General features: G+C 73.8%; 20 protein-coding genes. 15 read left to right on the top strand and 5 right to left on the bottom strand.

Translation table 11 applies throughout. The features are described from left to right. Positions 1 to 227 precede the first annotated feature (227 nt). The 10 genes from ACZ4XJ_RS13460 (at position 228) to ACZ4XJ_RS13415 (ending at position 9551) form a co-directional block, all read left to right on the top strand. Positions 228 to 1328: a SchA/CurD-like domain-containing protein gene (locus tag ACZ4XJ_RS13460; protein WP_362877779.1), complete on the top strand. Its 1101-nt coding sequence runs from the start codon at positions 228 to 230 to the stop codon at positions 1326 to 1328. A 99-nt stretch (positions 1329 to 1427) separates the two neighbouring features. Then, positions 1428 to 1874: a cupin domain-containing protein gene (locus tag ACZ4XJ_RS13455; protein WP_362877780.1), complete on the top strand. Its 447-nt coding sequence runs from the start codon at positions 1428 to 1430 to the stop codon at positions 1872 to 1874. Then, a complete protein-coding gene (locus tag ACZ4XJ_RS13450; RefSeq protein ID WP_468496247.1) occupies positions 1871 to 3142 on the top strand; it encodes a beta-ketoacyl-[acyl-carrier-protein] synthase family protein in 1272 nt (423 codons plus the stop codon). The genes ACZ4XJ_RS13455 and ACZ4XJ_RS13450 overlap by 4 nt, the downstream gene beginning before the upstream one ends. Next, positions 3139 to 4398 (top strand): beta-ketoacyl synthase N-terminal-like domain-containing protein, encoded by a 1260-nt coding sequence (locus ACZ4XJ_RS13445; protein WP_362877782.1) that lies wholly within the window; start codon positions 3139 to 3141, stop codon positions 4396 to 4398. Before ACZ4XJ_RS13450 ends, ACZ4XJ_RS13445 begins: the two co-directional genes overlap by 4 nt. Positions 4399 to 4473: 75 nt before the next feature. Next, the gene (locus ACZ4XJ_RS13440; RefSeq protein ID WP_362877783.1) at positions 4474 to 4728 is read left to right on the top strand and encodes an acyl carrier protein; all 255 of its coding nucleotides are present in this window, start codon (positions 4474 to 4476) and stop codon (positions 4726 to 4728) included. 1 nt (position 4729) lies between these two features. Then, a complete protein-coding gene (locus ACZ4XJ_RS13435; RefSeq protein ID WP_362877784.1) occupies positions 4730 to 5212 on the top strand; it encodes an SRPBCC family protein in 483 nt (160 codons plus the stop codon). Positions 5213 to 5252: 40 nt separating this feature from the next. After that, a complete protein-coding gene (locus ACZ4XJ_RS13430; protein WP_362877785.1) occupies positions 5253 to 5585 on the top strand; it encodes a TcmI family type II polyketide cyclase in 333 nt (110 codons plus the stop codon). Between the two features lie 371 nt (positions 5586 to 5956). Beyond that, entirely contained in the window at positions 5957 to 8071 is a 2115-nt protein-coding gene (locus tag ACZ4XJ_RS13425) for an RICIN domain-containing protein (protein WP_468496246.1), read from the top strand. A gap of 196 nt (positions 8072 to 8267) precedes the next feature. After that, complete coding sequence (locus tag ACZ4XJ_RS13420; RefSeq protein WP_468496245.1) at positions 8268 to 8939, top strand: LPXTG cell wall anchor domain-containing protein; 672 nt, start codon at positions 8268 to 8270, stop codon at positions 8937 to 8939. A gap of 102 nt (positions 8940 to 9041) precedes the next feature. Then, on the top strand, positions 9042 to 9551 hold the full coding sequence (locus ACZ4XJ_RS13415) for a mycothiol transferase (RefSeq protein WP_468496244.1): 510 nt from the start codon (positions 9042 to 9044) through the stop codon (positions 9549 to 9551). A gap of 471 nt (positions 9552 to 10022) precedes the next feature. Here ACZ4XJ_RS13415 and ACZ4XJ_RS13410 read toward each other — a convergent pair whose 3' ends face one another. Beyond that, a complete protein-coding gene (locus tag ACZ4XJ_RS13410; protein WP_468496243.1) occupies positions 10023 to 10466 on the bottom strand; it encodes a DUF4097 family beta strand repeat-containing protein in 444 nt (147 codons plus the stop codon). Beyond that, complete coding sequence (locus tag ACZ4XJ_RS13405) at positions 10463 to 10810, bottom strand: hypothetical protein (RefSeq protein ID WP_468496242.1); 348 nt, start codon at positions 10808 to 10810, stop codon at positions 10463 to 10465. Before ACZ4XJ_RS13405 ends, ACZ4XJ_RS13410 begins: the two co-directional genes overlap by 4 nt. A gap of 277 nt (positions 10811 to 11087) precedes the next feature. Between ACZ4XJ_RS13405 and ACZ4XJ_RS13400 the strand changes: the two genes are divergently transcribed. After that, the gene (locus ACZ4XJ_RS13400; RefSeq protein WP_468496241.1) at positions 11088 to 11258 is read left to right on the top strand and encodes a hypothetical protein; all 171 of its coding nucleotides are present in this window, start codon (positions 11088 to 11090) and stop codon (positions 11256 to 11258) included. Positions 11259 to 11291: 33 nt separating this feature from the next. On the opposite strand, the gene ACZ4XJ_RS13395 is transcribed toward ACZ4XJ_RS13400, so the two are convergent. Next, positions 11292 to 11702 carry an organic hydroperoxide resistance protein gene (locus tag ACZ4XJ_RS13395; protein ID WP_362877792.1) on the bottom strand — a complete coding sequence of 137 codons (411 nt, stop codon included), beginning with the start codon at positions 11700 to 11702 and terminating at the stop codon, positions 11292 to 11294. Positions 11703 to 11819: 117 nt separating this feature from the next. Between ACZ4XJ_RS13395 and ACZ4XJ_RS13390 the strand changes: the two genes are divergently transcribed. After that, complete coding sequence (locus ACZ4XJ_RS13390) at positions 11820 to 12293, top strand: MarR family winged helix-turn-helix transcriptional regulator (RefSeq protein WP_362877793.1); 474 nt, start codon at positions 11820 to 11822, stop codon at positions 12291 to 12293. Positions 12294 to 12395: 102 nt separating this feature from the next. Here the strand turns inward: ACZ4XJ_RS13390 and ACZ4XJ_RS13385 are convergent, their stop codons facing one another. Then, positions 12396 to 12842 carry a MarR family winged helix-turn-helix transcriptional regulator gene (locus tag ACZ4XJ_RS13385; protein WP_468496240.1) on the bottom strand — a complete coding sequence of 149 codons (447 nt, stop codon included), beginning with the start codon at positions 12840 to 12842 and terminating at the stop codon, positions 12396 to 12398. A 131-nt stretch (positions 12843 to 12973) separates the two neighbouring features. On the opposite strand from ACZ4XJ_RS13385, the gene ACZ4XJ_RS13380 reads away from it, so the two are divergent. After that, positions 12974 to 14476 (top strand): MFS transporter, encoded by a 1503-nt coding sequence (locus tag ACZ4XJ_RS13380; protein WP_468496239.1) that lies wholly within the window; start codon positions 12974 to 12976, stop codon positions 14474 to 14476. 60 nt (positions 14477 to 14536) lie between these two features. On the opposite strand, the gene ACZ4XJ_RS13375 is transcribed toward ACZ4XJ_RS13380, so the two are convergent. Beyond that, complete coding sequence (locus ACZ4XJ_RS13375) at positions 14537 to 15829, bottom strand: TerD family protein (protein ID WP_468496238.1); 1293 nt, start codon at positions 15827 to 15829, stop codon at positions 14537 to 14539. Positions 15830 to 16025: 196 nt separating this feature from the next. Between ACZ4XJ_RS13375 and ACZ4XJ_RS13370 the strand changes: the two genes are divergently transcribed. Both ACZ4XJ_RS13370 and ACZ4XJ_RS13365 read left to right on the top strand, forming a co-directional pair. Next, the gene (locus tag ACZ4XJ_RS13370; protein WP_468496237.1) at positions 16026 to 16880 is read left to right on the top strand and encodes a DUF4132 domain-containing protein; all 855 of its coding nucleotides are present in this window, start codon (positions 16026 to 16028) and stop codon (positions 16878 to 16880) included. Beyond that, a complete protein-coding gene (locus tag ACZ4XJ_RS13365) occupies positions 16877 to 21841 on the top strand; it encodes a DNA-binding protein (protein WP_468496236.1) in 4965 nt (1654 codons plus the stop codon). Before ACZ4XJ_RS13370 ends, ACZ4XJ_RS13365 begins: the two co-directional genes overlap by 4 nt. The last annotated feature ends 27 nt before the right edge of the window (positions 21842 to 21868 follow it).

Genomic DNA, 21868 nt, shown 5'->3' with positions numbered 1-21868 from the left:
CCCGATGAGTCCCGATGCCGTGGTGATTCGCCGGTTGTCACCCACTTGATCCGGAGATGTAGCGATCCGTACCCGGCCGGATGACGATGAGCGACAGCGGTGGCTCCCCGGCCCCGCCGTCCCCGATCGCGCGGGGCGCCGGCCCCAAACGACCCGGGCAGTTGCCGCCGATGACGCACGTGAGCGCGTTCGCGCCGGACTCCGGGCCCTCACGAAGGAGTGAGCAGATGACAACCACACTGTCCGAACGGGTGTCGCAGTCGGCCTTCGACGGCTCCATGCTCCGCGTCGTCCTGCTGATGGACCTGCACGAGGGGGTCCAGCAGCAGTTCTTCGAGGCCTACGAGCAACTGCGGCACGACATCGCCTCCGTCCCCGGCCATCTCGGCGACCAGCTCTGCCAGTCGTTCGAGAACCCCGAGCAGTGGCTGATCACCAGCGAGTGGGAGAGCGCCCCGCAGTACCTCGCCTGGGTGAACAGCGAGGAGCACACCGAGCAGGTGCGCCCGCTGGGCGCCTGCGTACGGACGATGCGGCCGATGCAGTTCACCGTCCTGAAGGAGACCGGCCGGCGCTACGACGCCCCCGCCAAGGGCTTCGGCGGCCGGCTCCAGACCACGCCCCGGCTGGGCACGGGCGTCGTGCGCCACGCGCTGACCTTCACGGTGAAGCCGGGCACCGAGGCGAAGGTCGCCGAGATCCTGTCCTCCTACTCCTCGCCGGCCGCGCAGGTCGACGAGCACACCCGGCTGCTGCGCACGTCCCTGTTCATGTACGGCAACCGCGTCGTCCGCGCCGTGGAGGTGCAGGGCGACCTGACGGCGGCGCTGCGCCACGTGGCGAAGCAGCCCGAGATCCGGGCCGTCGAGCAGCAGATGGACCCGTACCTGGAACAGGAGCGGGACCTGACCGACCCGGAGTCGGCCCGGATGTTCTTCATGCGGGCGGCGCTGCCGGCGGTCCACCACGTGGCCGCTTCCCGCCGGGAGCCGCAGGAGGTGCGCCGGCACGCGCTGTTCTACCCGGCCAAGGCCGGCTGCGGCCCGCTGCTGGCCCGCTTCCTGGCCCGGCAGGACGAGGCGGCCGCGCAGCGCCCCACCAACCCGGTGGTGAGCAGCAGCGTCTTCCAGCGCGACGACGTCGTGGTCCGGCTCCTGGACGTCACCGGCCCTTCGGACGGTCGGTTCGCGGCCGGGTTCGGCATCGACGGGCCCCGCAAGGCCGCGGTGCTCCGCCGGCTGCTGGCCGGTGAACCCGGCGCCGTGCCGGACGGCGCTCCTCACCCCATGGACCTGATCACCGACCGTCGGGCTCCGGCGCCGTCCTGATCCGGACGGGTCGCGGCATCCGCCGCGCGGCCCCGAGCAGCACGCCCCCACCATCGGCAGCCCACGTTCAGGCTCCGCACCGCCAGGAGGAAGTCAGTCATGACGCAACATCACCCGCGCATCGTCGATCTCAGCGAGACGCAGCCCAACACCAGGCGCGGAGGCGACCTGCGCGCCGTGCTCACGCCGACCTCGGTGGGTTCGACGAGCGGGTTCATGGGGCTGGCCCTGATCGCCCCCGGGGAGTCGATCGCCGAGCACTACCACCCGTACTCCGAGGAGTTCGTGTACGTGGTCAGCGGCTCGCTGGAGGTCGACCTCGACGGGGAGCCGCACCCGCTGCGCGCCGACCAGGGGCTCCTGGTCCCGCTGAACGTGCGGCACCGTTTCCGCAACGTCGGCAGCACCGAGGCCCGGATGGTGTTCCACCTCGGCCCGCTCGCGCCGCGCCCGGAACTGGGGCACGTGGACACCGAGGAGGCTCCGAACCCGGGGGCCACCGCGTGGGCCGAGCGCCCGCCCGAGCGTACGGGTGTGGTCTCTTGACCCGCCGACGGGTGGCCGTCACGGGCGTCGGTGTCGTGGCGCCCGGCGGGATCGGCACCGCCGCCTTCTGGGACCTGCTGTCCAACGGTCGTACGGCGACGCGGGGCATCACCCTCTTCGACCCGGCCGGGTTCCGCTCCCGGATAGCCGCCGAGGTCGACTTCGAGCCGACCGCACACGGCCTGGGCCCCGATGACGCGGCCCGGGCGGACCGGTACATCCAGTTCGCACTGGTCGCCGCCCGCGAGGCGATGGCCGACGCCGGACTGACCCTCGACGGCGAGGGCTCGTGGCGCACCGGGGTCTCCCTGGGCACCGCCGTGGGCGGGACCACCCGTCTGGAGCACGACTACGTCGCCGTCAGCCAGAAGGGCGACTGGTGGGACGTGGACCACCGGCTCGCCTCGCCGTTCCTGCACCGCGCGTTCACTCCCGCCACGCTCGCTTCGGCGGTGGCGGAACAGACCGGGGCGCGCGGACCGGTGCAGACCGTCTCCACGGGGTGCACGTCCGGTCTCGACGCCATCGGGTACGCCGTGCACGCCATCCAGGAGGGCCGGATGGACGTGTGCGTCGCCGGCGCCTCCGACTCCCCCGTCTCGCCGATCACCGTGGCCTGCTTCGACGCGATCAAGGCGACGTCGGCGAACAACGACGACCCGGCACACGCGTCGCGGCCGTTCGACGCGGACCGGGACGGTTTCGTGCTCGGTGAGGGCGGCGCGATATTGGTGCTGGAGGAGCTGGAGCACGCCCGGGCCCGCGGTGCGACGGTGTACTGCGAGGTCGGCGGTTACGCCACCTTCGGCAACGCCCACCACATGACGGGGCTGACCCCGGAGGGCCTGGAGATGGCCCGGGCGATCCGGACGGCCCTGGACCAGGCCGAGGTCGACTCCGCGGAGATCGACTACGTCAACGCGCACGGTTCCGGCACCAAGCAGAACGACCGGCACGAGACCGCGGCCGTCAAGCGGGTCCTGGGCGCGCACGCCTACGAGACGCCGATGAGCTCCATCAAGTCGATGGTGGGGCACTCCCTCGGCGCGATCGGAGCGATCGAACTGGCCGCCTGTGTGCTGGCGATGACCCATCACGTGGTGCCGCCGACGGCGAACTACGAGACCCCGGATCCGGAGTGCGATCTGGACTACGTGCCGCGCACGGCCCGCGACCACACCCTGCGCAACGTGCTGTCGGTCGGCAGCGGCTTCGGCGGCTTCCAGTCCGCCGTGGTCCTGACCCAGGCCAAGGAGGTGCGCGCGTGAACAGCCGTACTGCGGAAGCCGACACGTCGGTGGTCGTCACGGGCATCGGAGTCGTCGCGCCCAACGGGATCGGCGCCGATGCCTTCTGGAAGGCCACGCAGTCGGGCGTCAGCGTCCTCGACCGGGTGACCCGCAAGGGGTGCGAGCACCTGCCGCTGCGGGTCGCCGGCGAGGTCCGGGGCTTCGAGCCCGGGTCCCTCGTCGAGGACCGGTTCCTGGTACAGACCGACCGCTTCAGTCACTACGCCCTGGCCGCGGCCGACCTCGCCCTGGAGCACGCCCGGCTCGGCCGGGGCGACTACGAGGACGATCCGTACGCGGTGGGCGTCGTCACCGCCGCGGGTTCGGGCGGCGGCGAGTTCGGGCAGCGCGAGCTGCAACGGCTGTGGGGGCAGGGCCCCCGCTACGTCGGCCCGTACCAGTCCATCGCCTGGTTCTACGCGGCCAGCACCGGCCAGGTCTCCATCCGGCGCGGGTTCAAGGGCCCGTGCGGGGTCGTCGCCTCCGACGAGGCGGGCGGGCTCGACGCCTTCGCCCACGCGGCCCGGCAGATCCGCCGGGGCAGCCGGGCGATGCTGGTCGGCGCGACGGAGGCACCGCTCGCCCCGTACTCGATGGTCTGCCAGCTCGGGTACCCGGGGCTCAGCACCCGGGAGGACCCGGAGCGCGCCTACCGCCCCTTCACCTCGAAGGCGTGCGGGTTCGCCCCGGCGGAGGGCGGCGCGATGTTCGTCGTCGAGGCGGCGGCCGCGGCCGCCGCCCGGGGCGCGACGGTGCGGGCCGTGCTGGCCGGCCACGCCGCGACGTTCACCGGGCCGGGCCGCTGGGAGGAGTCCGCCGAGGGCCTCGCCCACGCGATCCGCGGCGCGCTGGCGGAGGCCGGCGTGGCTCCCGAGGAGGTGGACGTCGTCTTCGCGGACGCCCTGGGCACGCCGGAGGCGGACGCCGCCGAGGTCCGGGCGATCCACGACGCGCTCGGCTCCCACGGGGCCCGCGTGGCCGTGACCGCCCCCAAGACCGGTACCGGACGGGCGTACTGCGCGGCCGGCACCCTCGACGTCGCCGCGGCCGTGATGGCCCTGGAGCACGGCGTCGTACCCCCCACGCCGAACGTCTTCGAGGTCTGCCACGACCTCGACGTCGTGACCGGCGACGCCCGGGTCGCGCCCGTGCGGACCGCGCTCGTACTGAGCCGGGGCCTCATGGGTTCGAACGCGGCGGTCGTCCTCCGAAAAGGGCCCGAATCGCCCGCCTAGGGATCGGGACCCGCCCGTCAGGGCCGCGGCGTCCTCGGCGCGGCACCCCGGAAGCAGGAAAGAGAGAAGGCAGCCATGTCCGACCGACTGACCCTGGAAGAGCTCGCGGCCCTGATGAAGACCGCGGGGATCACCGTCGACCCCTCCGAGATGGCCAGCCGTCCGGAGTCGCGGTTCGACGACTACGGACTCGACTCGCTGGGCCTGCTCGGCATCGTCGGCGAGCTGGAGAACCGGCGCGGGTGGGCCCTGCCCACCGACGCCGACCGCTGCAAGAGCCCCCACGAGTTCCTCGACCTCGTCAACAACAGCCTCATGACCGGAGCCTGACATGCCTGGACACACCGACAACGAGATCCACGTCAACGCGCCCGTCGACGTCGTGTGGGACGTGACGAACGACCTGCCGAACTGGCCGGAGCTGTTCAGCGAGTACGCGTCGATCGAGATCCTGGAGAACGCGGGCGACACCACGCGGTTCCGCCTCGCGATGCACCCGGACGAGAACGGCGTGGTGTGGAGCTGGGTCTCCGAGCGCACCGTCGACCGCGCGGGCCTGACCGTGAAGGCCCGCCGGGTGGAGACCGGACCGTTCGCCCACATGAACATCCACTGGGAGTACGGCGAGGTGCCCGGCGGCGGCACCCGGATGCGCTGGGTGCAGGACTTCGCGATGAAGCCGGACGCGCCCATCGACGACGATGGCATGACCCGGCGGATCAACCACAACTCCCGGATCCAGATGGAACTGATCCGGGACAAGATCGAGCAGGGCCGGCGCGCGGTGCGCACCCCGGCCGCCGACCGGCGCTGAACCGGCGCCCGCAGCCCACCCAGTGGAAGGCAGTCTCCCGATGCACCAAGCCCTCATCGTGGCCCGCATGGCGCCGGGTTCGGCGCCCGACATCGCCGGCCTGTTCGCCGAGTCGGACGCGGGCGAGCTCCCCCACCTGGTGGGGGTCAACCGTCGCAGCCTGTTCCAGTTCGGGGACGTGTACCTGCACCTGATCGAGTCCGACCAGGACCCGGCGCCGGCCATCGCGCGGGTCATGAAGCACCCCGAGTTCGTCGGCCTCAGCGACCGGCTCGCCACGTTCGTCAGTCCGCACGACCCGCAGACCTGGCGCGGCCCCAAGGACGCGATGGCGCACCGGTTCTACCGCTGGGAGCGGGACGCGAGCAGGTAGTCCGTACGGGTGCCCTTGCCGCCGGCGGAACGACCGGGCGGCCTGGGCACCCAGGACGGTGGCCGTGCTTCACCGCTCGTGACCGGGGAGATTCGGCAGGTAGTTTTTACATGAATACCTGACTGAATTCCCGTCAACAAGATTCCGCCTCATATCTCGATTTGATAACGAGATCCCTTTATTGGCCTGGACCATCTGGGCTCAACGCGCGTAACTCCTTTGATTTACAAGCACGTTGACAGTTCATCAGATTCGATGACCAGGTAACGGATAGATTTCTCGGCCCCCATTCCCGTTTGTCCGAATTCTTCTCGGCGTCCTTCTGGCAAGCTTCCGCGCACCCACCCCCCTCACATCGATTTGAGGTGCGCATGACAGCCAAACGCGCGGGCGGCCGACGCCGCAGACCCCGAGAGGACCGGCCCAAACCCCGCCGACTCATACTCGTCACCGCCGCCGTCGCCGCGGCGGCGGTGATCGCGGGAGGCCTGGCCTGGTCCGGGTTCGGCGACCGGGCCGAGGCGCTCCCGCCCACGGCGGCCGCGGGACCCGCCGCGGACTCCCCCGAGCCGGCCTCCGCACCCGCCCGGGACGCGGAACCCGCCCCCATCGCGGCGAAGCCCGCGAACGAGGGCACTCGCGGAATGGTCTACGACGGCCTGGAGGCGGCGCCCAAGGGCGACACCTGCGCCGGTGTCTACCGCACGGACGCCGGCCTGTGCACCCACGGCCCCGACGCCCCTCCCGGCGGCGTCGACATCAAGAAGGACATCCCGCCGGCCGTCAAGGCGAAGGCCCCGGCCGCCGACCCCGCCGCCCCGGCGGCGGGCGACCCGGCGGCGACGGAAGGCGGCGGGCGTCCTCAGGACGCGCCCGCGGCCGCCGACGCCGGCAGCGCCCAGGCGGCCGCCGCTCCCGCGCCGCCGGCCGCCGGCAGCCAGGCGGTCGCCGCCGGCCCGGCGGGACAGACCGTCCAGTGCGACGGGGACGGCACCACCGGCAACCGCGTGCAGGTCGTGTACGTGCACGCCCCGGGCCAGGACCGCTACGCCGAATACCTCGCCTCGTTCCGCAAGTGGGCCGCCGACGCCGACGTCATCTACTCGGCGAGCGCCAAGGAGACGGGCGGTGTCCGTCACATCCGCTACGTGACGGCCGCCGACTGCACGCCCTCGGTGCTCAGCATCGAACTGCCGCAGTCCGCGCTCTCGGAGTTCAGCGCCACCAACAAGGCGCTCGCCGGCAAGGGACTGGACCGCCGCGACCGCAAGTACATGATCTTCGCGGACGCCAAGGTCTACTGCGGCATCGGCACCTTCAACGGTGACGAGCGGCCCGGCCAGAACAACCTGAGCAACTTCGGCCCCTCCTACGGGCGCACCGACTCGGGCTGTTGGGGCGGCCACACCGCCGCCCACGAACTGGGCCACAACCTGGGCGCGGTCAACAACAGCGCCCCGAACACCAGCCGCGGCGCGCACTGCACCGACGAGTGGGACGTCATGTGCTACTCGGACACGCCGTACTACCCGAAGATGCGCACCGTCTGCGCCAACCAGGCTGCCGAGAACATCCTGGACTGCAACCACGACGACTACTTCCACACCAGTCCGAAGGCGGGCAGTTACCTCGCCAGCCACTGGAACATCGCCGACAACCAGTTCCTGATGCGCGCGGCCGGCGGAGGAGGAGGCGGCACGGACCCCGGTCCGAAGCCGACGCCGACGCCGACCGGCAAGCCCACGCCGACGCAGAAGCCGTCGCCGAGCCCGACGCCGACCGGGAAGCCCACGGGCGGACCGACCGTGACGGCCGGCCAGATCCAGGCCGATTCGGTGGTGCTGAGCTGGCCGAAGACCGAGGGTGCGGCCTGGTACCAGGTCATGCTGAACGGCAAGCACCTCACCTGGGTGCAGTCGACGTCGCTGCGCGTCTACAACCTCCGGCCGGGAACGGCGTACACGGCGGCCGTGTCCGTCCGTGACACGGCCGGGCGGGACAGCGGGGCCGGCAAGGCCGCCTCGTTCCGTACGGCGGACAAGAACGGTGGGGCCATCACCACGCCGGGCGCCCGCTACGTGCTCGGCAACGGCAGCACCGGCATGGCCGCCGAACTGTGGGGCGGCCGGACCGCCGACGGCACCGTCCTCGTCGCCGGGCGCAGCAACGGCTACGCGCAGCAGCAGTGGTACTTCGACGACGCCGGTGACGGGCTGGTCCGCATCCGGTCCGCCGTCTCGGGCAAGTGCCTCCAGCCGGGCGGCGCGCCGGCCGCCGGGATGTGGGTCGCGCAGCAGCCCTGCGGGAGCGCGGGCGCGCAGCGCTGGAAGGTGTCCGCCCGCGACGGCGCGGTGACGGTCTCCGACCCGAGCGGCGGCTTCGCGCTGGCCGTGAGCAACCGGCCCTACTACGGGGACTGGTTGCTCGAACTCCAGCGCGCGGACGGTCGTCCGGCGCAGGTCTGGACGGCCCGCAAGGCGGGCTGAGCACCCTCCGGAACGGGCGGGCGGCCGTACTCCCCTGCGGCCGCCCGCCACCCCGTCCCCCTCTTCGTCCCGCCTCCCCGCCTCCTCCCCCACGTCCCCCTGACGTTCCTCCCCGCCTCCTCCCCCACGTCGCCCTGACGTTCCTCCCCCCCACACGTTCCGCTCCCCTCCCGCTCTCCTCATCCCCTGGAGCACCGTGCCGATGCGACTGCGCGCCGCCGTTTCCCCGACCCTGGCCGGATTCGGCCTCGCCCTGTTGGCCCTAGTCCAGGGCGTGGCCCTCGCCGGGCCCGCCCACGCCCACGGCGACACCCTGAAGGTGGTGGTCACGGGTCAACGCGACGGCCACGTCACCGCCGACGTCACCTGGGAGAACGACGGGGACCCGGTCGACGAGCAGGTCGCCGCCACCGTGAACTCGGTCAGCGCCGACGGCACCCGCACCGAGGGGCCCTGGCGACTGGTCCGCGATCCCGCCAGGCCGGCCGGCTGGACGACCGCCGAATCGCTCCCGCCCGGCACCTGGACCGTGAGCGTCGACACGGGCTTCCCCGCGCTCGGACACGGCCAGGCGGAGGTCGGCGTGCCGGTGGTGGACCCGGCGCCCACGACGGCGGCGTCCGCGCCGGCGCCCGCCCCGGCCTCCGTGCCGGCTCCGACGGTCGCCGGTTCCGCTGGGCCGGCTGGACCCGCCACGCCCGGGTCGCCCGCGTCGACCGGGCCGTCCGCGCCCGCTCCTTCGGCGGCGCGGTCCGGCTCCGCCGCCGACAACACCGGCTGGTGGACCACGGCCGGTGTCGCGGGCATCGCGCTGGCCGGCGCCGCGGCCGGTGTCCTGCTGCGCCGCCGACGTCGCTCGCTGCGCTGACGGAGTGTCTGCGACGCCGCCGCACAAGGGCCTTGCATGGTGGTCGCGGCGGCGGCCGCCGGCCCGGCGGTCGCCTGGACGCGACACGGCTGAGGACGGCGTATGAAAGCAACTGAGGTACTCGCGGACGGCTTCGGGCGGGTCCGTGAAGTGGTGCACGAGGTGGTCGAGGGGCTGTCCGCCGAGGAACTCAACGCCCGGCTCGACCCGGAGGCGAACTCGATCACCTGGCTGGTCTGGCACCTGACCCGGGTCCAGGACGACCACCTGGCCGACGCCGCGGGCACCGAGCAGGTGTGGTCGAGCGGGGGCTGGGCCGACCGGTTCGCGCTCGACCTGCCCGCCGACGCGACCGGCTACGGGCACGGCCCGCAGGAGGTGTCGGCGGTCCGGGTGGACTCCGGTGAGCTGCTGCTCGGCTACCACGACGCCGTCCACGAACGGACCCTGAGCCACCTGCGCGGCTTGGCCGCCGCCGATCTGGACGGGGTGGTCGACGACCGCTGGGACCCGCCGGTCACCCTGGCGGTCCGGCTGGTCAGCGTCCTGTCCGACGACCTCCAGCACGCGGGTCAGGCCGCCTTCGTCCGCGGAGCCGTCCAACGCCGCTGACGCCTGCGGAGCGCGGCACCCCGGTGAGCGACCCCCCGAAGTCCCGGCCCGTCACGCCCATGCGCCCACCCGGCTCACCGCTCCGCGACGCGGTCCGCCCCTTCCGGCCTCCGTCGTCCGCCGGGCCGTCCACGGCCGGCCGGCGGCGGCAGCCGCGCGGCGGGTGCCATCGAGGGGGCGCGGTCGGTAGTCCGGCCGAGGTGTTGACCCGGGCAGCAGGTCGGCGTCGGTCACGTCCCGACGGATCCGCCCGGGCTGCCGGGCGGCGCCCGGCAGCCCGCCCCCGGCCTCGCGCATCACCGCGCACGAGGCGTCCGGTACCGAATCCGGATCGCCGAGCGTGGCCATCGGCGGGGCGGCAAGCCCACGGGCCGGGCCTGGTCAACGGTTTCCCGCACGACGGGCGAGGTTCTCATGGCGCAGGCCACGTCGCCCGGCGGCGCCGGCTGGTCCGAGGACTCCCCGCTCCGGTCAGGGAGCGGACGGGTCGGCGTGGACGCGGCCGGAGCCGGCGGTGAGGTCCAGGGAGTGCGGGGACGCCGGATCGGCGAGGGCGGCGTCGGTCTCGCACCGTCCGGCGTTGCTGCGGCACTCGATGCGGAACCGGGAGGCCGCCGGGACGGTGATGTCCAGGCGCCCGGAGCCCGCGCACCCGGTGACCCGCTCCGGCGGGACCGGGAACTCGACCTCCGCGCGCCCGGAACCCGTACGGATCTCCGCCCGCGCGGACCCCAGCGCGGTGGCGCGCAGCATGCCCGAACCGACGGCGGCGCGCAGGGGGCCGCGCAGCCCGGCCAGGGTGAGGGCGCCGGAGGTGACGTCGGCGTCCACGGCGCCGTCCAGGCCGCTGAGGGAGACCCGGCCGGACCCGGCCGACACCTTCACGGGTGCGTCCCGGGGGACGGTGACGCTCACTTCCACCGAGCAGCGGGAGCCGTCCCCCGCGTCCTGCCGGCCCCCGGGCAGCGCGGGGTCAGCCGCAAGGTGCCGCCGAGCAGGCTCTCCTCGACGGTCGGTGCCGTCCACGCGTCGGTGAACCGGGCCCGGTAGGCCACGTCACGGTCCGCGGCGGGGGTCACCGTGACGACCGCGCCGCCACCGAGGATCTCCACCGCCGTCACCGGCCGGCCCTCACCACCGCCGTACAGGGTGGCCGAGCGCCGCGACGGAGAAGGCGTGTTGCGCCGGGCCCACGCCGACCAGGGGCTGTGCGCCGCGATCCAGGTGTACGTGCGTCGCGGCGCGCCGCGAAGTGCCATGGTCCGTACCGCAATCGGACACGTGGGGGGTGTTTCCACCGCCCTGGCACCCGGTCGGGGGTGTACCTGGCATCACCCCCGGATCGGGCCCGGGTGCCAGTGATCCTCGCCGCGCGCGCCACCAGAGTGGTGGTGTGCCCGGGGGACGGTCCACCGAACAGGAAGGAGTCCGCAGCCATGGCCCTCGTCACCCCGCAGTTCCCGGCCCGCCCGCAGGGCGGGACCACCGCCCGACGGACGGCGGCGAAGCCGCTCGGGTCGCAAGGGGGACCCGCGGGTGTCGCCGGTGGCGGCGGCGATGGCCGCGCCGCGCACGATGGACGCCTGGTTCGACGTCACGACCTCGGCCGGTACGAGCGGCCAGGGCGCGGCGCCGGCCCTCGCGGTCCGGGCGGAACTGCCGCTGGCGGTGGCCTGCGCGGCGGTGGCCGCGCGGCGCACCGCCTGACGGACTGCCGAGGGGCCGGGGCCCGGGTGGTGACTACTCGATGACGAGCTCGACGGGGATGTTGCCCCGGGTGGCCTTGGAGTAGGGGCAGACCTCGTGCGCCTGCTTGACCAGCAGGGCGCCGGTCTCGCCCGCGAGGGCTTCGGGGAGCTCGATGCGCAGGGTGACGGCCAGCGCGAAGCCGCTGTCGTCCTGGCCGATGGAGGTCTCCGCCGTGACGGACACGTCGCTCGTGTCGACCTTCGCCTGGCGGCCGACCAGGCCGAGGGCGCTGGCGAAGCACGCGGCGTACCCGGCGGCGAACAACTGCTCGGGGTTGGTGCCCTGCCCGTTGCCACCGAGCGCCGGCGGCATGGCGAGCGCGAGGTCGATCTGGCCGTCGGAGCTGACGGCGCGGCCCTCACGACCGTTGGCGGTGGCGACGGCGGTGTACAGCGCGTTCATCGGGAGGTCCTTTCACAGGGGCGGGGTCGGCGGCCGACCCTCGACCACCACTAGAGCACACAATTAGATTGTGCACAACTCAATAGCCCGCAAGAAGCCTCCGGTACACTGGCTCCCATGACCGAGCAGCCGACCGATCGCCTCCCCGACCAGGACTTCCTCCGACTGGACGGGCAGATCTGCTTCGCGCTCAACGCCGCGAGCCGCGCCTTCGGCGGGCTCTACCGGGTGGTCCTGAAGGACCTGGGGCTGACCTACCCGCAATACCTGGTGATGCTGGTGCTCTGGGAGCACGGCACGATGCCGGTCAAGCAGCTCGGACAGCACCTGCGCCTCGATTCGGGCACGCTGTCACCCCTGCTCAAGCGCCTGGAGGCGGCCGGCTTGATCCGGCGCGAGCGCAGCACCGAGGACGAGCGGTCCGTACACGCGGTCCTCACGGACGAGGGCGCCGCACTGCGGGCCCGCGCCGTGGAGGTGCCGCGCCGGATCGCGGCGGCCACGGGGTTCGACCTGGCCGAGATCCGCGACCTCCAAACGCGCCTGGGCCGCTTGACGGCCGCACTCGACGCCGCCGCGCCGCAGGACTGAGGGCGGAGACTGAGGGCTGAGGGCGACCGAACCACCACAGAACGGCGGCCCGACACCCCTGAGCAGAACCGCTCGGGCACCGGGCCGCACGTACGTCCCCCCTCAGGCTCCGGAATCACGTTCCAGGGTCGGGCGCAGCCGCTCCAGCAGGGCGTAGAGCGTCGCGCTCTCCTCGGCGTCCAGTTCGTCGAGCGCGCCGTGCGTGGCCTGCATCTCCTCGCGGACCCGACGGATGACCTCGCGGCCGGCGTCGGTCGCGGCGACGTTCTTCACGCGCCGGTCGGCCGGGGACGGCTCGCGCCGTACCAGGTCGCGGGCCTCCAGCCGGTCGACGATCCCGGTGACGTTCGAGGCGTCGCACACCAGCAGGGCGGCGAGCCCGCGCATCGGTACGGGGCCCTCCAGCTGCGCCAGCACCTTGGCCTGGGTGGAGGTCAGTCCGTGACGCGCGGCCGCCGCCGCGAAGTCACGCCACTGGGCGGTGCCGATCGCGGCGAGCAGCTCCAGCAACTGGAGCTTGCTGGGGCGGGGCGTGGTGGGAGCGCTCATACCCCCGAAGCCTACTCAGTTTCGTTGACATTATCAATTGCTTACTTGACCTCCTTAACTATCCACGTCTACCGTCGACGAAGTACTTGATGACATCAAACATCTTCGTCCTGAAGTAGGTCCTCCCCCTCATGAGCTCCGCCGCATCCGCCCCCGCCGACGCCGGGAAGAGGAACGAGACGGTCATCGTCTTCGCCCTGAGCCTGGCCGCCATGGTCGTGTCGATGATGCAGACCCTGCCCGTCCCGATCCTGGGCCTGATCCGCACCGACCTCGGCACCTCGACCGCCAACGTCAGCTGGGTCACCACCGCCACCCTGCTCTCCGCCGCCGTCTTCACCCCGCTGCTCGGCCGCTTCGGCGACCAGCACGGCAAGAAGCCCACCCTGGTGGCCGTCCTCGGCGTCATGGTCGCCGGATCCGTCGTGGCCGCCCTCGCGACCTCGCTGCCCCTCCTGATCCTGGGACGCGTCCTCCAGGGCGCCGCCACCGCGATCTTCCCGCTGGCCCTGTCGGTGCTCCGGGAGGAGGTCCGGCCGCAGAAGTTGCCGGGCGCCATGGCGCTGGTCAGCGGCACCCTCGCGTTCGGCAGCGGGCTGGCGCTCGTCGCCACCGGCCTGCTGACCTCGGGCGCCGACGCGGACTACCGCAACGCCTTCTGGATGGCCACCGGCTTCGCGACGCTGGCCCTGCTCGCCGTCGTCGTCCTGGTCCCCGCCACCCGCCACAAGACCGGCGGTCGCACCGACTTCCTGGGCGCGCTGACCCTCGGCATCGCCCTGCTGCTGCTCCTGTTGCCCATCTCCCAGGGCCACGAGTGGGGTTGGGCCTCGGCCCGGACGCTGGGCAGCTTCACCGGCGCCGCCGTGATGACGTTGGTGTGGGTACTGACCGAACTCAAGGTGCGCGAACCCCTCGTGGACATGCGGATGTTCGTCCACCGCCCGGTCCTCATGGCCAACCTGGCCGGCATCCTCGTCGGCTTCGGCATGTTCGCGAACTTCCTGGGCGTGTCCTACCTCGTCCAGATGCCGAAGGCGATCACCGGCTACGGCTTCGACGCGTCCATCCTGCGCGCGTCGGTCCAGTTCCTGCTGCCCGGCGCGATCGTCTCCCTGCTGGCCTCCCCCATCGGCGGCCAGTTGGTGCGCCACCGCGGGCCGCGCGTCGCGCTCGGCCTGGCGGCCGCCCTCGGCGCCGTCGGCTTCGGCTGGCTGGCCCTGGACCACGGCCACAGCGCCTCGGTGATCGGCGCCGGCCTCGTCGTCGGCGCGGCCGTCAGCTTCGGCTACGCGGCCATGCCCGCCGTGATCATGGCGAACGTCCCGCACCACCAGAGCGGCATCGCCAACGGCATCAACTCGATCTCCCGCTCGACCGGCAGCGCGATCGGCAGCGCCATCGTCACCACGATCCTGGCCTCGCAGACCATCGAGCACCTCCCGCCGGGCGTCCCCGCCCTGCCCGCGGAGTCCGGTTTCACCCTCACCTTCGGGATCGGGGCCGTCGCCTTCGCGCTGGTCGCCCTGATCAGTTGGCTCGGCCTGCGCGGCGGCCAGGGCCCCCGTGCGGCCGCCGCTCCGGCCGCGGCGCCCGCCCCCGTCAAGGAGGCGCAGCCGGCCGGGGCCGTCTGAGCCCGTGCGCCCCGCGAGGACGCCGCCGCCGGTCATCGGACCGGGGGCGGCGTCCTCGTATCACCGCTCTTCCTTGAACTCCACCGGTCCCAGGTCCATCTCGAAGGCGCCGTCGGCGTAGAGCACGGGACGGTTCTCGACGTTGGCTCCGCTGTACTTCTCCACCTGGCTGATCATCACGCCGTCCGGGTGGGTGAAGTCGACGAGGGCGATCGCCGCCCAGTAGGCGTTCTCCTGCTCCGAGAACAGCGGCACGACGACGGTCGAACCCCGCCCGTCGGTCACCACCGCCTTCGCCCCGAAGCTCTTGAAGCTGCCGGTGCCGTTGTCCAGCGCGCTGTAGGCGCAGATCAACACGTATCCGTGGGTGTCCGGACGGTGGACGCGGATCGTCTCGCGGCCCGGGACCGTGGCGTCGCCGTCGAGCGCCAGGTGGGGCCGGTCCTCCAGGGAACCCCGGTTGTTCCAGTACACGGCCCCGGCCGTCGGCGTCTTCCCCGACTCCCGGTCCGCCGCGCGCCGTTCCCTCTGCGTGAGTTCCCGGCGAACCCCGGCGGCGGGCACGAACAAGGCGTACAGGTCGAGGTCGGCCGGGCCCTCCTCGCGGCCCCCGCCGTCCCACTCCAGGGAGGCGGTCACCACCGCGCCCCGGTCGCTCTTGTCGAGCGCGATGGTGGCCGTACCGTTCTTGACCAACTCGATCCGGCCCAGCGCCGACGCGGGCTCGGGCGCGGGCTCCGGCCGTACCTCGGGCTCGGGCGCGGGCTCCGGCCGTACCTCGGGCTCGGGCTCGGGCTCGGCCTCGGGAACGACGCCGACCGGCTCCGCCTCCACCGCTCGCGCCCCGGTCGCCGCCCCCTCCACCGCGACGCCGAAGTCCGCGGCCAGTCCCGCGAGGCCGTTCGCGTAGCCCTGCCCCACCGCCCGGACCTTCCAGCCGCCGTCCCGGCGGTACAGCTCGACGAGGAGCAGCACCGTCTCGCCGTCCGTCAGCGGCGGCGGGACGAAGACCAGGTCCTGGGCACCGTGGCGCACCGACACGCTCGGTGTGGAGTCCGCGTCGAAGGCGGCGTCCGGCCCGTCCGCGTCGATGCTCGCGACGCACACCACCGTCTCGATGGCGGCCGGGACCGCGTCCAGGTCCGCCTCCACGACCTGCCCCGCGACCCGGACGCCGTCCTGTTCGGGGTGGTTGTGGAAGACCAGGTCGGCGTCGTCGCGCACGGTGCCCTCAGCCGTGAGCAGCAGTGCGCAGACGTCCACCGACGCCGGTGTCCGTACGGTCACCGTGACCCGTGCGCCGGGCAGTTCGTCGTTCCCGCCCTTGTCGAGTTCTACAGGTGCCTGTGTCACTGTCCCGCCCCGTTCTGTGCGCTTGACGCTTCGACCGCCCTCATTGTCCACGCCTGCTCCCCCACCGCCCGCCGACCCGTGGCGGACGCTGTCAGTGGCTCTCGCTAGTCTCCCCGCATACCGCAGCTCAGGGGCGTTGGCGCCGTCATGTGGGCTGCGCGGAAACGGACGCGAACAGGCGGAGGGGCACGTTCTGATGGCTTGGTTGGCAGTGGACGAGGGCTACGAGGTCGCCCTCGTGGAAGGGCGGGTCACCGCGCGGCGGCCCGCGGGGCGGCAGTTGAAGGCGCTCCCGAAGGCGCTGCGCGATCACCCCGAGGTGGACCGGTTGCGGCGGCTCGCCGAGTGGCTGGAGCGGCACGAGGCGTCCTGCGCCGCGCAGGTGGACGCGTGGATGGTGTCCTCGCTTCCGGTGCCGACCGCGCTGCTGGCCCGGGTGTGGCCCGACGAGGCCTGGCAGGCGGCGCTTCGCGACCTGGCGATCGTCGGCGACGATCCCGACGAGGTCGGCTTCCTGCGCGACGCCACCGCCGCGGGCGAGCTGAAGGTGGTCAACCTCGACGGCGAGACCGTACGCCTCGCGCCGCGTACGGTGACCCTGCCGCATCCGGTGCTGCTGCCCGACCTGGACGACGTACGGGACTTCGCGGCCGAACTCGGCATCACGCAGAGGGTGGAGCAGATCCACCGGCCGACCTGGGTCCGGCCCGCGGGGCTCGCCGCGACGGAGACCGAGGTGCGGGACTACGCGGGCGGCGTGTTCCCCTCCCGGTTCAGCCTCGCCGCCCGGGCCACCGCCCTGGGCTACCGGGTCTCCGGCGGCTACTCCACCTGCAAGGTCCGCGACACCGGGCGCGCCGTGGAGGCCGCCGTGTGGATCGGCGAACCGTACTGGGACAGCGAGTCGGCCACCGGTTCGCTGAACTGGCACGACGACGAGGGCCGGTCGGTACGGCTCCACGAGGTCGGGCCGGTGGCCTGGTCCGAGGGCATGAGGATGGCCGCGGCACTGTACGCCGGGCGCAGCATCGAAGAGGGCGGGGACGCGTGAACACCACCACCATCAGCAACGGCGGCGAAGCCGCCGCACTGCTCCGGGCGGGCGCGGTACTGCCCGCCGACGCCACCGGCGCGGGCGCCGACGCCGTGCCGTTGACGGCGCGGACGTACCGTCACCCGGCGCTCGGCGACGAACGGGTCGTCGTGCGGATCGCCGCGGCCGAGTTGGGCGCCGCCGAGGACCTCGCGGCCGGGTTCCTGGGCCTCGTACCGCAGGACGCCGAGCCGCCGGTCGTGGGTCTGGGGCGGCGGCAGGCCCTCGGGTTCCCCGAGTGGGTCCTGGTGCACCACCCCGACGACGGCCACCACGCGCTGGCCGTCGTCCCCGAACTGGACCGGATCGCCCGGCAGGCGAAGACGAAGCCCAAGGCGGCGCTGGACGCCTGCCACGAGCTGGCCGGCCGGCTCGCCGCCGCCGTCCCGCACTTCCTGCCCGTCTTCCACGAGCAGGCCGCCCGGCTGTTCCTCGCGGTCGAGAACACCACGTACGCCGCCCAGTTGTTCGGCCGCGCCCGGACCAGCGAGAGCCAGTACGGGCTGAGCGTCGACGAGGACCGGCTGGACGCCGTGTTCCTCGAATTCGCCCTGGCCGGAGCGCTGCCAGTGAAGGTGCTCACCGCCTACGGCAAGGAACTGGCGCTGCGGGTCTCCCCCGCCGAGGCCCTCGACCGGTTCCGGCGGCTGTGCGTGCGCCGCACCGCAGGCGGGCTCCCGCCGTCCGCGCAGGCCGCGGTGGAGCTGCGCCGGCTTGCCCGCGCCGCCGGGCCGACCGCCGGTGAGGCCGAGCAGGAGTACCTGGCGGAGCTGCTGCCGCTGCCCGCCACGATGCGCGCCGCGAACGGCTGGTGGAAGTCCCACCGGGCCGCCCTCGTCGCGCTCGCCCGACGGCTTCCGTCCGTACGGGGCACCCTGCTGGGCCTGGCCCCGACCGGCGGCGCCGCCGCCGGCGAGCTGGCCGCGCTGTGGCTGGAGGTGCTGGAGGAGTCGGGTGCCACCGCCGGGCTCACCGACGCCGACCTGCCCGCCGAGGAGCGCTGCGCCGACGGCGCCGCCGGCTGGCTGGAGCGATTCCACACCGCCCGCCACAGCGGCTGGGGCGCCGCGCCCGTCCTGCCCACGCTGTTGCCGCTGGTGACCCGCTGCGCCGACCGGCTGCGTACCGAACTGGCCTCCCCCGAGCGGGAGGACGGCCTGCGCATCGGCCTGCAGGACGTGGACCTCATCGACCTGCTGCTGTCCCTGGACGTGCCCGTCGCCGTGCCCGGCGTGGGCGACCACCACGGCGGCCACGGCCGGGACGTCGTCCGCGGCCTGGAGCAGTGGGCGAGCACGCCCGACCGCCGTGACCTGCGGGCGCTGTGCGCCGACGAGCGGCTGCGCGCCATCCTGCTGCGCGGCCTCGACGGGTTCAACGGGCACATGTCCGTCGGGCGCACGGTCGTGCGTCTCCTCGCCCGTACCGAGGGCAGCATGCCGCTGGTCGCCGAGTGGGTCCGCCGGGTCGCCGACTCGTCCCGGGCCGCGGCGCTCCCGGAGCTGCCCGCCGCCATCCAGCGCCTGACCTGGCTGCCCGCCGAGGCGCTGGCCCTGGCCCCGGAGGAGGTGGCCCGCGCGGCCGCCGCCGACCTGGCCGAGATCCTCGCCCGGACGCTGCGCGGCGGCCTGTTCGACGAACTGGGTTGGCCGGTCTGGGACAAGGCCGTCGCCGAACTCACGCCCGGCAACAACCGCCACCACCACCGCGTCGTGATGGACGCGTGGCCCCACGTCATCGTCGCCAACTCCGGTCAGGTCCGGGTCCTCGACGCCGACTCGACGGTACTGACCCACGACCTGCGCGTTCCCACCGGACCCCACCAGGTCACCGGCTTCCACTACGTCGACGGCGACCTGTTGGTCTTCTGGTCCTCCTACGACGGGCCCGTGCAGGGCTACTGGCTGAGCGAGCCCGGGGACGTCCTCACCCTGGACTCCAAGGGCGACTACTGGAACCCGCGCTCCGGGCACGTGTCCATGCAGCTGCCCGGCGGCGGCCGCGCCACCGGCGCGCACGTCCTGCACCCCGGGGACACCCGACTCCCCGAGGAGCGGGAGGTCATCTCCGACGGAGTCTCCTACTGGGTGTGGGAACACGCCCAGCACCCGGCCGAGCCCGGCTGGGCCGAGTACGACCCCGCCACCGGCACCACCGGCCGGCGCTCCGCACCCGGGTTCCTCGCCGACGCCCTGAAGGGGCACCCACAGGGCAGCACCCTGCCCGACGCCGTCGGGCAGAACTGGCTGCGGCCGGTACCCGCCGTCGAGGGCTCCGTGCTCGGCGCTCCCGTCGACGGACTGCTCGGCTGGCGCGCCGTGCGCGTCCCCGACCAGGGCTGGCACGGCTCCGACAACGCGGGCCGTTCCGTCACCGTGCCCGTCGGCAACCGCATTCCCCGGCACGCCGTGGAACTGCCCGGCGACGGGCGGCCGCGCGCCGTGGCCACCGATTGGCAGACGCTGTCACTCATCGACCCCGAGGGCGTCGTCACCGCCTCGGTCAGCGCGGACCACCGCACCCGTACCTTCGCCACCCGGGGCGTGGAACTCCCGCCGCTCCCCTACTGGCACTGCCTGCGCGCCCGGGACCCCGAGGGCTCGGCCGTGCTGCGCGCGATGGACCGGGACACCGCGGCGACCCTCCTGAAGGCCGCCGAGGCCGCGAAGCCCGACGAGGTGCCCGCGCTGGTCGCCGCGGCCCTGCCCCGGATCACCGACCCCGTGCTGATCGGCGGCGTCGTCGACCAGGTGCGGGCCGCGCTCGCCCAGCGCAAGGCCCTGGACCGGGTGGCGCGCTCGCTGGCCCCGGCCGAGCCCCGGCAGCCCCGGACGCCGGTGGAACGCGGTCCGGCCGACCGCCTCCTCGACGAAGGCCTGGACGGGCTCGTCGGCTCCGGGCACCACCGCTACAGCGAGGAGTCCGACACGGTCTTCCAGCTCCTGCGCAGGCTCGCGGCCGCCACCGCCGACACCGCGGCCGAGGCCGTGCCCGGACGCCTGCACGTCGACGAGCCCTCCGTCCCCCACTCCGCGCTCCCGTGGACCGGCCCCTTCCTGGAACGACCCGCCGCCGTCGCCTACCGGTCCGTCGTCACCGGCACCACCGACGCGCAACGCACCGCGCTGTGCGCGCTGCTGGCCGAGATCGACACGCTGGGACTCGGCTCGACCGAGCGGGCGGCGGCCCGGTGGCGCCGGGTCCGCGTACGGATCGACCAGGGTCGCCTGCACGGGGCGGACGGCCGTGAGCGCGGCCGCGGCACCCGGCACCGCAGCGTCCTGCCGCTCGGCGGCGGCGCCGCGCTCGGTATGGCCGAGTCCATCGACGGCCGGCCCGGGCGGCGCGAGTTCGCCGCGCTCCTGCACGATCCGAGCGGCGCGTTCACCGTGCCCGCGCCCTACGAGACCTTCGGCGACCCCACGGTCCCGGGCGACCCGGAGCGCGGGGCCGGCTGGCTGGCCGCGTTCCTGCGGGAGGCCGGGACCCGCGGCGCGGCCCCCTGGTTCCCCGAGGCCGCCGAGGAGTTCGCCCGGCTCACCGGGGTCTCCTCCACGACGGCCCGGCTGGTGCTGGCGGGCCTGCCGCACCTCGACTCGTACGACCGCGGCTTCCTGCCCGCCGAACTGCGGACCGTCCTCGGGATCAAGGCCACCGCCGCCGGGCACGCCCGCACCGACCTGAAGGAACTCGGCTTCGACGTGCGCCGGGAACTGGTCGCCGCGCTGCTGCCGGCCGATCCGGTGCTGCTGTGGACCGAGGGCCCGGACGCGGCGGCCGCCGCGCGGGTCTGGAACCGGCGCGTGGGGCGTCGTACGCCGATGCCCGACTGGCTGCCCACCGAGGCCGGCAAGGACGTGCGCAGCAGCTGGGCGTTGCACCGGGCGCTGCCGGCGCTGCTCGACCCGGTGGCCTCCCCGGAGCTGTCCACCGACGTCGCGTGGACCGTCAAGGGCGACCACGTGGAGCCCGTCGTACCGACCGACGGCGCCTTCGACGTCTCCGTGTTGCAGGGGGCGATCACGCTCACGGCGTGGCTGGCGCACCGGTTGCCCGCGGGCGACCCGATCCGGGCGTGCCTGCCGCCGGCGCTGACCGCCGTACGACAGCGGCTGGCCGCGCCCGAACTGCTGCTGGGCATCGGCCACTACATCCGTGCGGCCGACTTCCGGAAGGCGGCCGGCACGCCGACGGAGACCGCGCAGGGCTACGAACGGTACGGCGCGGTGGTCCTGCCCACCGTCGACGGGATGCCCCGGCCGGCGCTGCGCCCGGCGCTGCTGGACTCGACCGGCTCCGACCCGTACCTGCCGCTGCTCCGGGGTCCCGAGCAGTTGCCCTCGGCCGCCGAGACGGCCCTGCGCCTGGCGCACGACCCGCGCTTCGCCGCGCTGCTCGCCGACCCGGGGGCGCCGGCGGCCGGGGCCGCCGACCGGGACGGCACCTGGTGGCCGCAGGACCCGAGCCGGTCCGTTCCCGAGTTGGTGGCCGAGGTGGAGGAGGCGCACGGGCTGGGCGCCGACGCGGCCGCGCTGTACCTGGCGCTGCTGGCGATGCCCGACCCGACGGACCGCAACACGGCCCGCTGGACGGGCTGGAAGCCGGCCCGGCTGAAGGCGGCCCGCGCGGAACTGGCCGCCACCGAGCTGGTCGTGACGGCCGGCCGCAGCCGGGCGGGCCGCACCCTGTTCCTGCTGGGCGGCTGGTCCGACCTGGACTCCCCGGCCCTGCCGGTGGAGACCTGGAAACTGCCGATGTACCCGGTCGTGTCGGGGGGCCGCCCGACGCTGGGCCTGTCGGTGCCGACCGAACCGGCCGCCGACCTGTACCGGCGGGCGTGGGCGCGGGTCCGCGAGGGCGACGTACCGCGCTTCGAGGAACTGCAGGTCAAGCGCACGGCGACCCGCCGCCGCCGCTGACCGGACGGCCCGGACGGGGGCGCGCGC

The sequence above is a fragment of the Streptomyces sp. NPDC029836 genome (genome assembly GCF_055574495.1).
Note: the sequence above shows the minus strand (reverse complement) of the source record. Positions and strands in the feature narration are given on the sequence as shown.

What these genes read in the sequence shown, in the direction of transcription:
- ACZ4XJ_RS13395 (WP_362877792.1), bottom strand. Translation starts at nt 11,702, where the DNA reads ATGAACGCGCTGTACACCGCCGTCGCCACCGCCAACGGTCGTGAGGGC.
- ACZ4XJ_RS13460 (WP_362877779.1), top strand. Translation starts at nt 228, where the DNA reads ATGACAACCACACTGTCCGAACGGGTGTCGCAGTCGGCCTTCGACGGC.
- ACZ4XJ_RS13425 (WP_468496246.1), top strand. Translation starts at nt 5,957, where the DNA reads ATGACAGCCAAACGCGCGGGCGGCCGACGCCGCAGACCCCGAGAGGAC.
- ACZ4XJ_RS13370 (WP_468496237.1), top strand. Translation starts at nt 16,026, where the DNA reads ATGGCTTGGTTGGCAGTGGACGAGGGCTACGAGGTCGCCCTCGTGGAA.
- ACZ4XJ_RS13385 (WP_468496240.1), bottom strand. Translation starts at nt 12,842, where the DNA reads ATGAGCGCTCCCACCACGCCCCGCCCCAGCAAGCTCCAGTTGCTGGAG.
- ACZ4XJ_RS13440 (WP_362877783.1), top strand. Translation starts at nt 4,474, where the DNA reads ATGTCCGACCGACTGACCCTGGAAGAGCTCGCGGCCCTGATGAAGACC.
- ACZ4XJ_RS13430 (WP_362877785.1), top strand. Translation starts at nt 5,253, where the DNA reads ATGCACCAAGCCCTCATCGTGGCCCGCATGGCGCCGGGTTCGGCGCCC.
- ACZ4XJ_RS13380 (WP_468496239.1), top strand. Translation starts at nt 12,974, where the DNA reads ATGAGCTCCGCCGCATCCGCCCCCGCCGACGCCGGGAAGAGGAACGAG.
- ACZ4XJ_RS13415 (WP_468496244.1), top strand. Translation starts at nt 9,042, where the DNA reads ATGAAAGCAACTGAGGTACTCGCGGACGGCTTCGGGCGGGTCCGTGAA.
- ACZ4XJ_RS13390 (WP_362877793.1), top strand. Translation starts at nt 11,820, where the DNA reads ATGACCGAGCAGCCGACCGATCGCCTCCCCGACCAGGACTTCCTCCGA.
- ACZ4XJ_RS13455 (WP_362877780.1), top strand. Translation starts at nt 1,428, where the DNA reads ATGACGCAACATCACCCGCGCATCGTCGATCTCAGCGAGACGCAGCCC.
- ACZ4XJ_RS13405 (WP_468496242.1), bottom strand. Translation starts at nt 10,810, where the DNA reads ATGGCACTTCGCGGCGCGCCGCGACGCACGTACACCTGGATCGCGGCG.
- ACZ4XJ_RS13435 (WP_362877784.1), top strand. Translation starts at nt 4,730, where the DNA reads ATGCCTGGACACACCGACAACGAGATCCACGTCAACGCGCCCGTCGAC.